This is a genomic window from Catellatospora sichuanensis, assembly GCF_007483665.1.
Classification (GTDB): domain Bacteria; phylum Actinomycetota; class Actinomycetes; order Mycobacteriales; family Micromonosporaceae; genus Catellatospora; species Catellatospora sichuanensis.
Map to the genome: position 1 here is coordinate 42,934 of NZ_VIQO01000046.1, position 15,367 is coordinate 58,300.

Genomic DNA, 15,367 nt, shown 5'->3' on the forward strand with positions numbered 1-15,367 from the left:
TGTGTATCGACGAGGTTAAGAGATGTGACGTCAGACGTCAATGTTCGCTCCGGACCTGCCGGACCCGCGCAGTCGCGCGAATGTGACCGATAACAGGTCGGACGTCAAGGCCTGGCGAAAATGTTTCGCACGAGCGCAGGTCAGCCAGACTGACGCCGCCCAGCGCTGCGACGTGCGACAAGTCGATTGACGCGTGTGGGTTGACAACCGGAGTGTTACCGATAACATCGACCGGGCCGACTCCCTGACCGCGTCGAAGACCGACGGCGGGCCGCCATTTCGGCGAGCGCACAGGGACGGCGAGATCGGCAACAGTTTCGTCGAGGTGAACCGGCGGCGCGGGACCCCATCGACTGGCGATCTTTGATGGTCATTCGCGCCGTCAGAGGCCGCCGCCTGTCGGGCGCGGCAACCGGCAGGCAGCATCCCCCGCTCCGGCATCGGACGCGACGGCGCGCGCCCGTTCCCGGTCTCACCCGCCACGAAGGGACCACACGTCCATGACGGACAGACCCCACCCCCATCGCTTCAGACGCTGGACATCCACCGGCTCGGCATCGACGCTGATCGTCGCAGCCGCATTCGCCGCAGGCCCCTCCGGTCTCGGAGGTCCTGCGCCCGCCGCGGCGCATCCCATCGTCAGTTCCGACTTCCAGCAGGTCACGCTGGCCAAGGGCGTCTCCGAGATGGGCGAGCCGATGACGCTGGCGGTGCTGCCCGACCGGTCGGTCCTGCACACCGCCCGCAACGGCACGCTGCGCCGCACCGACGCGGCCGGCAACACGTCGGTCGTCGGCACCATCCCGGTCTACACGCACGACGAGGAGGGCCTGCACGGCGTCGGCATCGATCCGAACTTCGCCTCGAACCGGCACATCTTCCTCTACTACGCCCCGCCGCTGTCCACCCCGGGCGGTGACGCCCCCACCACCGGCAGCAACTGGTCGGCGTGGCAGGGGGTCAACCGGCTCTCCCGGTTCACCCTGAACTCCGACTTCACCGTCAACCAGTCGAGCAAGGTCGACATCCTCGACGTCGCCGCCGACCGGGGCATCTGCTGCCACACCGGCGGCGACATCGACTTCGACGCCGCGGGCAACCTCTACCTGTCGACCGGCGACGACAGCAACCCGTTCGAGTCCGCAGGCTTCGCGCCCCTGGACGAGCGGACCAGCCGCAACCCCGCCTACGACGCCCAGCGTTCCGCGGCCAACACCAACGACCTGCGCGGCAAGATCCTGCGGATCAAGGTGAACGCGAACGGTTCGTACTCGATCCCCGACGGCAACATGTTCGTCGACTCCGACGCGCGGACCCGTCCCGAGATCTACGCGATGGGTTTCCGCAACCCGTTCCGGATCGGCGTCGACAAGGCCAGCGGCGTGGTCTACGTCGGCGAGTACGGCCCCGACTCCGGCTCCACCACCAACCGGGGACCGAGCGGGCAGGTCGAGTTCGACCGGGTGACCGGGCCGGGCAACTACGGCTGGCCCTACTGCACCGGCACGAACACCTCCAACGAGACGTATGCCGAGTGGGACTTCGCGAGCAACACGGCCGGATCGAAGTACAACTGCTCCGGCGGACCCACCAACAACTCGTTCCGCAACACCGGCCTGCCTACCCTGCCGGCCGCGAAGACGGCCTGGATCCGCTACGCCGGGGATGCCGGCAGCCCGTCGGAGTTCGGCAGCGGCTCGGAGTCCCCGATGGGCGGACCCGTCTACCGCTACGACGCCGCGCTGAACTCCAGCACGAAGTTCCCGCAGGGCTTCGACGGGCAGTTCTTCGCCGGTGAATTCGGCCGCAGCTGGATCAAGCCGATCCACGTCAACTCCGACGGCACCCGGGGCACCATCGAGTCGTTCCCGTGGAACGGCAAGCAGGTCATGGACATGGCGTTCGGGCCCGACGGCGCGCTGTACGTGCTGGACTACGGCACCGGCTACTACAACGGCGACGCCAACTCGGCCCTGTACCGCTACGACTACGTCGGCAGCGGCAACCGGGCGCCGACCGCGGTGGCGAAGGCCGACCGGACCTCCGGGGTGGCCCCGCTGACCGTGACCTTCTCCTCGGCGGGATCCTCCGATCCCGAAGGGGGCACGCTCACCTACTCGTGGACGTTCGGTGACGGCACCACGTCGACGGCGGCCAACCCGGTCAAGACCTACAGCGCCAACGGCGCCTACACCGCCACGCTGACGGTCCGCGACCCCCAGGGAGCCACCGGATCGGCGAGCGTGCAGATCGGCGTCGGCAACACCGCGCCGACGGTCACCATCAGCACCCCGGCCAACGGGCAGCTGTTCAGCTTCGGTGACACCGTCCCGTTCAGCGTCACGGTGACCGACCCGGAGGACGGCACGATCGACTGCACCAAGGTCAAGATGACCTACGTGCTCGGCCACGACAGCCACGGCCACCAGATCACCTCGCAGAGCGGGTGCACCGGATCGATCGCGGTCCCCGTCGACGGCGAGCACGACGACGCGGCCAACATCTTCGGGGTCTTCGACGCCGAGTACACCGACGCGGGCGGCCTGACCACCCACACCCAGCACATCCTGCAGCCGCGCAGGCGGCAGGCCGAACACTTCAAGACCTCGTCGGGGATCGCCACCTACGTCAAGACCGCCGCCGAGGGCGGCAAGACCGTCGGCGACATCCACAACGGCGACTGGATCGCGTTCGAGCCGTACCGGATCAACAACGTGACCTCGTTCACCGCCCGGGTCTCCTCGGCGGGCGCCGGCGGCACCCTGCAGATCCGCGCAGGCTCGGCCACCGGCACCGTGCTCGGTTCGGCGACCGTGCCGGTCACCGGATCATGGGACACCTTCGCCACGGTCACCGGGACGATCGCCAACCCGCCGACCGGCACCGCGACCCTGTACCTCACCTTCGCAGGCTCCGGCACCGGCTTCCTGTACGACCTCGACTCGTTCACCCTCGGCACCACCACCGGCGGCACCGACCGCACCGGTCCGATCAAGGGGCTGGCCGGAAAGTGCCTGGACGTGCGCAACGGTGCGACCGCCGACGGCACGCAGATCCAGCTCTACACCTGTAACGGCGGCAGCTCGCAGGCGTGGACGGTCGGCTCCGGCTCGACGATCAAGGCGTTCGGCAAGTGCCTGGACGTCAACGGCGGCGCCACGGCAGACGGCACGAAGATCCAGCTGTGGACGTGCAACGGCGGTGCGGCGCAGAACTGGGCGGCGCAGTCCGACGGGTCGCTGCGCAACCCGCAGTCCGGCAAGTGCCTGGACGTGTCCAACAACAGCTCGACCGACGGCCAGGCCGTGCACCTGTGGACCTGCCACGGCGGCGCCAACCAGAAATGGACCCTGCCCTGACGTGACGGTCCCTCACCGGCGCTCGCGCGTCGCGTGAGGGACCCTCCGGCACCGCACACCGAGGAGAACCTCATGCGCAGACTTTTCCGACCCACGCTCAGCGCGGCCGTCGCCGTCCTGGCCGCGCTGGCAGGCGCCGTTCCGGCCAGCCCGGCCAGCGCCGCCGACGCACCGTACGACGTGCTGGTCTTCTCCAAGACGGCCGGCTTCCGGCACGACTCGATCGCCGCGGGCATCCAGGCGATCCAATCCCTGGGGGCGGCCAACAGCTTCACCGTCACCGCGACCGAGGACGCCGCCGCCTTCACCACCGGCAACCTGGCCCAGTACGAGGCGGTCGTCTTCCTCAACACCACCGGTGACGTGCTCAACGCCAGCCAGCAGACCGCGTTCGAGTCCTACATCGGCGCCGGCGGCGGCTTCGTCGGCGTGCACGCCGCCGCCGACACCGAGTACAACTGGCCCTTCTACGGCAACCTGGTCGGGGCCTACTTCGCCTCCCACCCGGCGATCCAGCAGGCCAACATCAAGGTCGAGAACCGGGCCCACCCGGCCACCGCCCACCTGCCGCAGACCTGGACCCGCACCGAGGAGTGGTACAACTACCAGACCAACGCCCGCTCCACCGCGCGCGTGCTGGCCACCGTCGACGAGTCCTCGTACTCCGGCGGCTCGATGGGCAGCGACCACCCGCACTCCTGGTGCAAGACCTACAGCGGGGGCCGCGCCTTCTACACCGGCGGCGGGCACTCGCAGTCGGCGTACTCCGAGTCGGCGTTCCGCAGCCACCTGCTCGGCGGCATCCGGTACGCGGCAGGCCGCGCCAGGGCCGACTGCCGCCCGGAGACCGGCTACACCGCTCTCTACAACGGCTCGACCACGGGCTGGTCGCAGACCGGGCCGGGCAGCTTCAGCAACAGCGACGCCACACTGACCTCGTCGGGCGGCATGGGCATGCTCGGCTACAGCGCACGGGAGTACACCAACTACTCGCTGAAGCTCGACTGGCGGATGGCCGACGACGACAACTCCGGCGTGGTCATCGGCTACCCGGCAGGCAGCACCGCACAGGGGGCGCTGGACAACGGCTACGAGGTCCAGATCGACGCCACCGACGCCACCGACCGGACCACCGGCGCGATCTACGCGATCAAGTCCGCCGACATCGCCGCCCGGGACGCGGCACTCAACCCGCCGGGGGAGTGGAACACCTTCGAACTGCTCGTCGAAGGCGAACGGCTCCAGGTCTTCCTGAACGGTTCGAAGATCAACGACTTCACCAACACTAACCCGGCGCGGTCGATGGCCGGCTACATCGGCATCCAGAACCACGGCACCGGCGACGCCGTCTCCTTCCGCAACATCCGGATCAAGGACCTGGGCGGGACCCCGCCCACCGGCGACATCACCCGCCAGGCCGAGTCGTTCTCCTCGGCCGGCGGAGTCTCGGCGCTGGCCAAGTCGGGTGCGAACGGCGGCCAGGTACTGGGCAACATCGAGTCCGGCGACTGGGCGGCGTACAACGGTCTCGATCTGACCGGGACCACCTCGTTCCGGGCCCGGGTGGCATCCGCGGGCTCCGGCGGCGCGATCCAGGTCCGGACCGGTTCGGTCACCGGGCCGGTGCTCGGCACCGTCACGGTGGCCAACACCGGCAGCTGGACGAACTTCCAGAATGTCACCACCAGCCTGTCGGGCGTTCCGTCGAGCACGCAGAACCTGTACCTGACCTTCACCGGCCCGAGCGGATTCCTCTACGACGTCGACGAGTTCGTCCTGCTCAAGGGCACCACCCCCACCACCGGCACCGGCCCGATCAAGGGGCTGGCCGGAAAGTGCCTGGACGTGCGAGGCGGGGCGAGCACCGACGGCACCCAGATCCAGATCTACACCTGCAACGGCGGTGCCTCGCAGACGTGGACGGTGAGCCCGAACTCGACGATCAAGGCGTTCGGCAAGTGCCTGGACGTCAGCGGCGGTGCTTCGGCGGACGGTACGAAGATCCAGCTGTGGACGTGTACCGGCGGTGCGCCGCAGGTCTGGTCGGCGCAGGCTGACGGTTCGCTGCGCAATCCGCAGTCGGGTAAGTGCCTGGACGTGTCCAACAACAGCTCTGCCGACGGCCAGGCCGTGCACCTGTGGACCTGCCACAACGGCGCCAACCAGAAATGGACCCTGCCCTGAACCGCAAGAAGCCGACCTGCGCGGGATCCTGAGGCCCAGTTCAGCTCGCGCTAGGCCCACGGCGACCTCGAAGTGCCCCGGCCAGGGGCGCTTCGGGGTATGCCGCGGACGGGAGGCCGGCAATGGCCGGGACATGCGACCGGCCGCCGCCAAGGCGTCCTGCTACCTCAAGCCCAGTCAGATCTCAGGCTGCCCTCCACGGCGGCCCTGGTCCGCCTGGATGTCTTCCACTCGACTATGAGTTCTGCGAGGAATCCGATGGATCTTACGAAACGTCGTCACACCCGATTGGCGGCCGTCGCCATGTCCGTGGTGACCTTGGCATTCGCCGGCGTGGCGGTGGCAGCCCAGACCGGTGTCGCGCTGGCCGCGACGGTCGGCACGCCCACCCGGATCGTGGGCGGCCAGTCCGGTCGCTGCCTGGAGGTGCCGAACTTCAGCACCAGCAACGGCGCACAGACACAGCTGTGGGACTGCACCGGCACCGCCAGCCAGACCTGGACCTACACTGCAGCCGGCCAGCTGATGGTCTACGGCAACAAATGCCTCGACGCGTCAGGCAGGGGCACGGCCAACGGCACGCCGGCCATCATCTGGGACTGCAACGGGCAGAGCAACCAGCAGTGGAACGTCAACGGCAACGGCACCATCACCGGGGTGCAGTCAGGGCTGTGCCTGGATGCGGTCGCAGCAGGGACCGCGAACGGCACCAAGGTGAACCTCTGGGCGTGCCACGGTGGCTCGAACCAGCAGTGGACGCAGTCAGGTCCGACCACACCCACGCCCACCGCCACGCCCACCGCCACGCCCACCGCCACGCCCACCGCCACACCTCCGACCGGCGCAGGCCCCTGCGACATCTACGGCGCGGGTGGCACGCCCTGCGTGGCGGCGCACAGCACGACGCGCGCCCTGTACCGCGCCTACAACGGAAACCTGTACCAGGTCAGACGCTCGTCAGACAGCACCACCCGCAACATCGGCCTGCTCGCCCCCGGCGGTGTCGCCAACGCGGCGGCCCAGGACACGTTCTGCGTGAACACCACCTGCGTCATCACGGTCCTGTTCGACCAGTCCGGGCGCGGCAACGACCTTTGGTACCAGGGTTCCAGCGTGGTTCCGGGTTCACCGCAGAGCCGCCCGGCCGTGGCGACCACCGAATCGCTGACGGTCGGCGGCAGCAAGGCCTACTCGCTCTACATCAACCCCGGGAACAGCTACTGGCGCGACGGCCACCTCACGGGTGTCCCGACGGGCAGCGCACCCGAGGGCATGTACATGGTCACCAGCGGCACGCACGTCAACAGCGGGTGCTGCTTCGACTACGGCAACAGCGAAACCACCCGCAAGGCCGACGCCGCCGGTGCCATGGACGCCATCTACTTCGGCAAGAGCTGCTGGTTCGGGGGCTGCTCCGGTTCCGGACCCTGGGTCCAGGCGGACCTCGAATGGGGTCTGTTCCCCGGCGGCAGCAGCACGTGGAACCCGAACCAGCAGGCGTTCACCAGCAAGTTCGTCACGGCGACGCTGAAGAACAACGGGACGTCGCGTTTCGCGATCAAGGGCAGCAACGCCCAGTCCGGCAACCTGTACACCCTGTGGGACGGCGCGCTTCCCAACGGATACAGCCCCATGCGAAAGCAGGGCGCCATCGTCTTGGGCAGTGGCGGCGACTGCTGCAAGCCCGACGGCGGCGCCAACGACAGCGCGGGCACTTTCTACGAGGGTGCCATCGTTTCGGGCTACCCGTCTGATGCGACCGAGAACATGGTCCAGGCGAGCATCGTCGCCGCCGGCTACCGATGAACCAGATCGGCCGCCGGCCCTGACAGGTGCTGGCGGTGCCCCGCGCCATCGCGGCGGAACCACGCCCTGCAGCCGCGAGGACAGACCCGGCGATGTCGGTCGTTGGCGCCGACATCGCCGGTTCCTGAGCACCTTCACGTAGCGGTCAGCGTCCAGCCGATTGCTTTGCGTCGGTCCTCGATGGACATCCGAACCATTGCAGTCCACTTCGTGGACATCGTTCAGCGGTGACGGAGCCATCCGATGCCCTGTCGCTGCGACAGGGCGCCGGCTCACCGGGTGAATGACGTGAGTGGGCGGGTGACGCCGCCGGCGAGTCCGGCGTGTAGCCGACCCCGCGACGGCCTGCGTGACCAGGCCGGGTGATCTGGTCACCTGGCGCAGAGGACCGCCTGCCGCTGTTTGGTGAGGCGGACGCTGTCAGCCGCGGCGTTGTCACCGTCGGTGAGGGCATAGCCGGCGCGTTCGTACCGCTTGATGTTGCTCGTGCTGCGGTGGCCGGTGAACAGTTCGTAGTACGCGGTTTCCGCGGGGGCCTGCTGTTCGGCGTATGCGAGAAGCCAGGAACCGATGCCGTTGCCGGCCTGGTCGGGAGCCACCATGAGGCGACCGATCAGCCACCCACTTCCGTGTTCCCGGGCGCGGACCGCTGCCACGAGGCGCCCGTTTCGGCGTACGCACCACTGCTGCCAGGTCGACATCGATTCGCGCAGGTCGTCGAGTGTCTCCCGGAGCGGCGACAGGTCCAGGGTGTCGTTCGCGATGGCCTCCTGCACCCAGCAGCACCGCTGGAGCACGAGCAGCTCGGCCAGGTCGTCAGGCTGGGCGATGGCCAGCCTGAGCCCTTCGACCGGCCCGGACGTGCCGGTGGGAGCAGTGTCGGGTTCTGTGTGCAGGGACGCGTTCGATGCATTTGATGACATGTCACCGATCCTATGCGACGATATGCGGCCGCCGCCAGGCGTCCCGCTACCTCAAGCCACTGGCCGAGGCGGCGGGGGAGAACCTGCAGACACTGCGCCACTACGAACGCCGTGGCCTGTTGGCAGAATTGGCCCGCAGCCCCGGCGGGCACCGCCTCTACCCGGCCGAGATCGTGTTCGTCGGATGGAGCACCACATGGGGCTTCGGTGTCGCTGCGATGCCGCTCAGGGCCGGAGCGCGGTGATGGCGGCTGCCGCGGCCTGTGCGATGAGCGCGTCGTCGTACTTGGCGTCCTGCTCATCGTGGCTGGACAGGATGGCCAGGACGATGGGGGCGCCGTCGGTGGGCCAGATGACGGCGATGTCGTTGCGGGTGCCGTAGGCGGCGGCTCCGGTCTTGTCGCCGACCTGCCATCCTGCGGGGACGCCGGCTCGGATGAGCTTGGCGCCGGTGGTGTTGCCGCGCAGCCAGTCGTTGAGCACGGTGCGGTCGTCGTCGGCCAGGCCGTCGCCGAGGGTGTATGCGCGCAGATCGTCGACCAGGGCGCGGGGCGTGCTGGTGTCGCGGGTGTCACCGGGGGTGGCCTGGTTGAGTTCGGGCTCGCGGCGGGCGACGTCGGTGGTCTGGTCGCCGAGGCCGCGCAACGCCTTCTCGAAGCCGTCAGGGCCGCCGAGGTGGTCCAGCAGCAGGTTGCCGGCGGTGTTGTCGCTGTAACGCACGGCGGCATCGGCCAGGTCGCGCAGGCTCATGCCGGTCTGGACGTGCTTCTCGGTGACAGGGGAGTAGGTCACCAGGTCGGCATCGGTGTAATGGACGACGCGATCGAGCTGCTCAGCGGTGGTGGTGTCCAGGACCGCGGCGGCCGCGAGGGCCTTGAAGGTGGAGGCGTAGGCGAAGCGCTCGTCGGCGCGGTGTTCGACGGTGCGGCCGGTGCCGGTGTCGATCGCGTACACCCCCAGCCTGGCGTCGAACCGGGTCTCGAGGTCCGCGAATGCGGTGGCGGCCGAGGGCGCCGCAGCGCTGGGCGTCGGGGTGGCGGGGGTGTTGCTCGCGCAACCGCTGAGGACGAGGCAGGTGAGCGTGGCGGCCACAGCGGCCCGCCGCACAGAGATGATCATGTGGGTGCCTTTCCTCGGTACGTGTCCTGCGCCGATCCGGGGTACGCCGGACGCCTAAGCCGCCAGGTTCGGGCGGCCGACGTCCCCGGATCGACGCGGTGAGCCTCCCACCGCACGTCGAATGCGGGCAAAGACGAAAACGATCGGATCCATGCTGTTGTTGCATAGGATGATGGTGTGGATCTTGTAGCGGCCTGCCGTGCCTTCCTGGCGGTGAGCGGGCAGGGCAGCTTCACCGCGGGTGCGGCGATGGCGCGGATCCCGCAGTCGGTGGCCAGCAGGCGCGTCGCCGCGCTGGAGGAGCACCTGGGCGGTCGGGTGTTCGCGCGCTCGTCGCGGACGGTGCGGTTGACGCCGTTCGGGCGCGACATGCTGCCATGGGCCAGGCGGGTGGTCGACGCGGCCGACGCGATGGCGCTGGACGCGGCACGGGCCAGGCTGCGCCCGATGCGCCTGGCCGTGCCGGCGGTGTGCAGCACGCTCGCGCTCGCCAGGCTCGCCGCGGCGGGTCGCGACGAGCAGGTGCACCTGGATCTGCTCGCGGCGGGTCCGGTCGAGCGGGCGGAGCTGGTGCGGGCCGAGCAGGTCGGTGCGGCGCTGGTGGCCGTCCCGCCCGGCGGCGCCGCGTGGCAGGTGCCCGTCGGGGTGGCCATGGTCGCCGAGCCGAGCCGGTCGGCCGTGCACGTGGAGTCGCTGCGCGCCGGTAGGGTCGCGCGCGCCACGCGTCGGCGGCGGATCTGGGTGCAGCCAGAGGACGACGTGGCGCACGTGCGCGACGAGCTGACGCGCCTGGGCGCGGCGGTCGGGCTGCAGCCGGCACAGGTTGCGACCGCGGCATCGCTGGTGGCCGCGGCGTCAGAGGTATTGAGCTCCGACGATCTGCTGGCGTGTTCGCGTACGCAGTCGGCGGAGCTGGGTCTGCACTGGCGGCCGATCGGCGAGATCGACCTGCGCCGCGGCTACGACCTTGCGGCAGGCAGCCGCGAGGACGCCGCGGCGGTGGGGCAGCTGCTGGAGGCCGAGATCGGTCGTTGCCTTGGTGTTGCCGACGGGCAGGGCAGGGGGCGGTCGTGAACGACGCCGCGGTCGTGGCAGAAGCCCGAGCAGCCCTGCACGATGCGGGCTTGCGAGGTTCGTTCCTGGTGCGGGACCTGGACTCCGGGCAGGAGCTGGGCATCGAAGCGGACGTGGAGTGGCCGGTCGCGTCACTGGTGAAGGTGCCCATCGCGGTCGCGACGCTGGAGCGCGCCGCGCGCGGCGAGATCGACCCGGCCGCGCCGGTCACCGTCCAGCCTGGACGGGTGAGCACACCAGGCCCGACGGGGCTGAGCAGGTTTCGGCACCCGGCGACGATCGCCGTCGAGGACCTGGCGTACCTGGCCGTGGCGGTGAGCGACAGCACCGCCGCCGACGCGCTGCTGGCGCTCACCCCGCCCGAGCAGGTCACCGCCGAGCTGCGCAGGCTGGGTCTGGTCGGCATCAGCGTGCGCTACCTGATGCGTGAACTGACCCGCACCCCCGCCGAACTTCTCGACCGGGGCCAGGCGCACGTCGCGCACTCGCTGGCCATCGCCGGTGCCACGCCGACCGGCGGTCACGCGGTGGCGCAACTGGACGTCGCCCGCGCCAACACCGGCTCGGCGCGCGCGTTCGTCGACCTGCTGCACGCGCTGTGGCGGCCCTCGACCGTGCACACCGCGGTCGCTGAGCGGGTACGGGAGCTGATGGGTGCCAGCGTGATGCGCCACCGTCTGGCGCCGGACTTCAGCTCGGACGCCTCGGTGTGGTCGTCGAAGACGGGCAGCCTGCTCAATCTGCGCCACGAGATCGGCGTCGTCGAGCACGCCGACGGTCAGACCTTCGCCGTCGCGGCGCTCACCGAGTCCAGCGTCGCGGCCGCGGTGCAGCCCGAAGCCGAGGCGCTCATGGCGCACGTCGCCAGGATGCTGCGCGACCAGCTACGCCGCTTCGACCGGTTATGACCGTGCCTTGCACGAGCGCGAAACTCCTGCAGGCCGCTTGATCCACCCGCGCGGATACCACCACCCCTCGGCGACGCCGAGCAGCGCGAGCGCGATCTGGATTGCGCCGCCGAGGATCAACGGGGCGTGCGCATCGGGCCCCGGGGAGGTCGCGTTCCCGGGGCCCGATGTCGCGCTCACCGCAGGCCGTACGCCCGGATGATCTCCTGCTTGATGCTGTAGTCGGTGTCCATCTCGGCGCTCGCGCGGACGGAGATGAAGCCGCCCTTGCCGGCGGGCTTGAGGGTGCCCTTCCACCAGCCGTCGTCGTTCTTGGTCAGGGTGACCTTCGCCCACGTGGCGCCGTCGTCGTACGAGACGTCGAGGGTGACCGTGGTGACCTTGCCGGGCAGCGTGCCGCCGTGGGACGGCACCGACCGGACCTCGATCCGCGCCGGCGCACCTGCCTTGACGTCACCGTGCAGGTCGGACTCCAGCCGGTAGTCCAGCTGCATCACCGAGAACGGCTCGCGGTAATCGGAGTCGACGGTGTCGGACATGAACGTCCACTCGGTGTGGGTGCGGGTCGACAGGCGGAAGACGTCGGCGTCGCGTTCCGCGTCGAGGACGACGCGGTAGGGCAGGTTGCCCGCGGGCACCCGCTGCCACTGCACGTCCGCACCCCACACGTTGTCCCTGAGCAGCGTGTCGCCCTGGAACAGCTGCAGGTGGGTCGGGCTCTGACCCCACGGCAGGTTGCCGCCCTGCTGCATGACATCGCTGTAGGAGCTCCAGGTCTGCACGTTCCAGGTCAGGTAGTCCCGCGCCCGCGAGGTGCGCACGCCGAACGTCTCGCTGAACGCCGGGCGGATCGCCGGGGCGAACCAGTCGACGCGTGTCGTGCTGCCGCTGCCGAACGTGTTGAAGCCGGACGTGACCGACCACGGCAGCGTGCCGGTGATGTTCTGCGTGTGCGACTCGACCCAGACCTGGCCGGGGGTGACCCACTCGGTTCTGGTGCCCGGATGCCATTCGCGCTCCAGGAAACCGAGGGAGGGGCTCAGTGTGACGTCGAAACGGTAGCCGCCACCGATGCTCGGGGCCGCGGCGTTGTAGTGCCGCGCCTCGATCTTGGCCAGGTCGCCGTGGCTCGGCGTGTAGACCAGGGGCCGGTCCGGCACCTGGCCGGGGTAGTCGCGGGTCAGGTCGTACACGAAACTCGTGTACTCGGTGCGCTTGGCGGTCAGCGTGAAGATGCCCAGCTTCGCCAGGGCGATGAGGACCTTGCCGGCGTCGCGGTGCACGGTGGCCACCGGGATCGGCGACTCACCGACGTGCTCGAGCAGGCCGCCGACCCCGTCGTTGACCACGATCAGGGCCTTGGCGCCGGCGGCGGCCGCGGCCGCGGTGCGCTCGGCCGGTGCTACCTCGTCGCTGCGCTCGATGACGACGATCCGGCCCCGGGCGTCGACCTTCTTGTAGTCGGCTGCGGCGCCCTTGCCCGCGTAGACCGCCCGGGCTGAGTCCGTGCCGCTGGCGGTCACGCTGCCGGATTGAACGATGGTATCGAAACGCAGCAGGCCGCCGAGCGCGCTCAGGCCGAGCAGGGGCTCGCCCTTACGCCAGCGGGTGGTCAGGGTGAACCGGTTCTGCGTCGTCGCCTCGGTCGGCGAGACGTACAGGTCGTCGTAGGCGGTCGGGATCTGGTAGGCGTTGCGCAGTTCCATGCCGAGGCTGTCGACGATGCTCAGGTCGACCTTGCGCTGGCGGTCCTCGGCGCGCTGGGGCGCCCGCGTGTCCAGCAGCCGCGCCTTGCCGGCGTCCAGCACGATCTCGGCGGAGGTGTCCAGGACCGTCTCGGGGTCGACCAGGGTGGCCAGACCCGAGCGGTCGGGCTTCTCGCCGGGAACCTCGAGGTAGGCGAACGACGCATAGGTGCCGGGGGGCATGCGCAACGTGGCCGAACCGTCGACGTAAACCTGGTACGGCCAGTAGTCGCCGGTCTTGCTGAGCACGACCACGCCTGCGGCGGGGCTGCCGTCCTTGCCGAGCAGCTTGATGGTCAGGTCGTAGCGCTCGTCCTCCTTGACCATGCCGACCGAGGTGCGGGTCAGCGGCCGGCCGGTGGCCGCGTCGGTGCCGACCACGTAACCGGTGTGGCGGCCGGAGGCGGCGGTCCGCGGGTCACCGGTCACCGGGACCGCGGCGGTGCCGCCGGCCGGGACGGTCACCGTTGACGCGCCCAGCGTGAACGGGCCGCCCGTGTTGGTCAGCGCCAGGTTCAGCGTCACGTCGGCCGCGCCGTGGTTGGTGAAGGTCAGATCCTTCATCACGGCGACGTCACCTGGCTCGTGCGGCCAGTTGTAGTTGCCGAAGAACAGCGAGCCGGTGCCGTCGACCGTGGTGCGCACGGCGGCGGCGACATCAAGGCGCCCGGTGCCCACCTCGTACGGCGAGTACCGGTCCGCCAGACCCTTCGACGTGCTCATCAGATGCTGCTTGAGCTGCGCACCGGTCCAGTCCGGGTGCTGCTGAGCCACGATCGCCGCGGCACCCGCCACATGCGGGGTCGCCATCGACGTGCCACTGATGGTCCGGTACAGACCCTCACCGCCGTCGGTCATCTCCTGCGACCGCGCCGCCGTGATGTCCACCCCCGGCGCAGCGATGTCCGGCTTCATCCCACCCGAGTAGGCCAGCGGACCCGTGCTCGAGAAGTACGCCAGGTTGTCCTGCTTGTCCGTCGCCGCCACCGTCAATGCCGACGCCGCCGCACCCGGAGTCGAGATCGTCTCCGGACCTCCGTTACCCGCCGCGATCACGAACAGCGTCCCGTACTGCGCCGACAACGTATCCACCGTCTGCGACATCGGGTCACTGCCGTCCGAGGGCACCGAGTCGCCGAGGCTCATGTTGACGATGTCCGCGCCGGACTCCGCGGCCCACTGCATCCCCGCGATGATCCAGGAGTCCTGGCCGTAGCCCTCCGGACCGCCGAGCACCTTACCCACGATCAGGTCGGCGTCGGGGGCGACACCCTTGAGCTCACCGCCGGACGCCGATCCGGTGCCGACGATGGTGCCCGCCACGTGCGTGCCGTGACCGTTGACATCGGTGACCGCCTCACCCGGCACGAAACTGGCGGTGCCGTCGATCTGGTCCTTGAGATCCGGGTGGTTGACGTCGACCCCGGTGTCGAGCACTGCGACCTTCACGCCCCTGCCGGTGAAACCGGCGGCCCACGCCTCGGGCGCGCCGACCAGCGGCACGCTCTCCTTCAGGTTGACCTTCACCCGCCCGTCGAGCCACAGCTTGGCCACACCCCCGCCCAGCGTCGCGCTGCCCTGGACCGCCACGGACCCCGGCGCGGCCGAGGAGGACGCGGCCGAGGGTGGCGCGATCGTGCTCCAGAAGGTGCGGGCCTGCTTCTTCTCCGCGCTCAGCGCCGCACCGCCGATACCGGCCAGCCTGCGCACCAGCCTGCTGCCACGCGGCGCCTTCGGCTCCACCGCCGCCCGCGACTTCGCCGGGGTGTACGTCGCGATCAGCGGCACCCCACCGGACTTCGCATCGTCGTAACCCATCTCGATCAGATCGGTTACGTTGAACAGCTCCCGGTCGAGCCGGTCCGCGGCGAGCAGACCCGCCGCCTCGTCCGGGATGACGTAGACGTCACCCTTGATCTGCTGGAGCCGCACTCCGCCGACGGCGTCGTCCGGCCGGTCGACATCGGCGGTCTGCTTGCCGTCGGCCATCGTGGTGACCGTGACGACATCGCCGGTGACCAGCGTGACCTTATGGGTCGCGGTGGCTTTCGCGGGCACGGCGGGACTGCTCGCCACGGCATGTGCGGGCGCCTGGACGACGGCGATGCTCGCCGCCAGCAGCGGCACCACGCCGGCCATCGAGATCAGCCGCCCGCGCCGGAAGGATGAACCTTGTGAGGGGAAGATCATGAATAGGGTCTACCGGGCCGTGGCGCGCATGGTGAATAGTTGATGTTGGCGGGGTCGTG

At 69.8% G+C, this 15,367-nt stretch carries 9 protein-coding genes; 6 read left to right on the forward strand and 3 right to left on the reverse strand.

Features of this window, described 5'->3' with window-relative positions; translation table 11 throughout:
* Positions 1-500 precede the first annotated feature (500 nt).
* From FLL47_RS39885 to FLL47_RS39895, 3 genes are all read left to right on the forward strand, one after another.
* The gene (locus FLL47_RS39885) at positions 501-3,359 is read left to right on the forward strand and encodes a PQQ-dependent sugar dehydrogenase (RefSeq protein ID WP_144127878.1); all 2,859 of its coding nucleotides are present in this window, start codon (positions 501-503) and stop codon (positions 3,357-3,359) included.
* A gap of 72 nt (positions 3,360-3,431) precedes the next feature.
* Positions 3,432-5,543: a ThuA domain-containing protein gene (locus FLL47_RS39890; RefSeq protein WP_144127879.1), complete on the forward strand. Its 2,112-nt coding sequence runs from the start codon at positions 3,432-3,434 to the stop codon at positions 5,541-5,543.
* Between the two features lie 303 nt (positions 5,544-5,846).
* The gene (locus FLL47_RS39895; RefSeq protein WP_144127880.1) at positions 5,847-7,349 is read left to right on the forward strand and encodes an arabinofuranosidase catalytic domain-containing protein; all 1,503 of its coding nucleotides are present in this window, start codon (positions 5,847-5,849) and stop codon (positions 7,347-7,349) included.
* Positions 7,350-7,720: 371 nt separating this feature from the next.
* Here the strand turns inward: FLL47_RS39895 and FLL47_RS39900 are convergent, their stop codons facing one another.
* Complete coding sequence (locus FLL47_RS39900; RefSeq protein ID WP_144127881.1) at positions 7,721-8,272, reverse strand: GNAT family N-acetyltransferase; 552 nt, start codon at positions 8,270-8,272, stop codon at positions 7,721-7,723.
* Between FLL47_RS39900 and FLL47_RS39905 the strand changes: the two genes are divergently transcribed.
* Positions 8,266-8,517 (forward strand): MerR family DNA-binding transcriptional regulator, encoded by a 252-nt coding sequence (locus FLL47_RS39905; protein WP_222106412.1) that lies wholly within the window; start codon positions 8,266-8,268, stop codon positions 8,515-8,517. The genes FLL47_RS39900 and FLL47_RS39905 overlap by 7 nt on opposite strands.
* On the opposite strand, the gene bla is transcribed toward FLL47_RS39905, so the two are convergent.
* Positions 8,498-9,391: a class A beta-lactamase gene (bla, locus tag FLL47_RS39910; protein WP_144127882.1), complete on the reverse strand. Its 894-nt coding sequence runs from the start codon at positions 9,389-9,391 to the stop codon at positions 8,498-8,500. The two genes, FLL47_RS39905 and bla, sit on opposite strands and share 20 nt — an antisense overlap.
* Positions 9,392-9,568: 177 nt before the next feature.
* Here bla and FLL47_RS39915 point away from each other — a divergent pair, with 177 nt between their 5' ends.
* Together FLL47_RS39915 and FLL47_RS39920 are read left to right on the forward strand one after the other, a co-directional pair.
* Positions 9,569-10,465, forward strand: a complete 897-nt coding sequence (locus FLL47_RS39915; protein ID WP_144127883.1) for a helix-turn-helix domain-containing protein — start codon at positions 9,569-9,571, stop codon at positions 10,463-10,465.
* Entirely contained in the window at positions 10,462-11,373 is a 912-nt protein-coding gene (locus tag FLL47_RS39920; protein WP_144127884.1) for a serine hydrolase, read from the forward strand. The genes FLL47_RS39915 and FLL47_RS39920 overlap by 4 nt, the downstream gene beginning before the upstream one ends.
* 176 nt (positions 11,374-11,549) lie before the next feature.
* On the opposite strand, the gene FLL47_RS39925 is transcribed toward FLL47_RS39920, so the two are convergent.
* The gene (locus FLL47_RS39925) at positions 11,550-15,308 is read right to left on the reverse strand and encodes a S8 family serine peptidase (RefSeq protein ID WP_144127885.1); all 3,759 of its coding nucleotides are present in this window, start codon (positions 15,306-15,308) and stop codon (positions 11,550-11,552) included.
* Positions 15,309-15,367 lie beyond the last annotated feature (59 nt).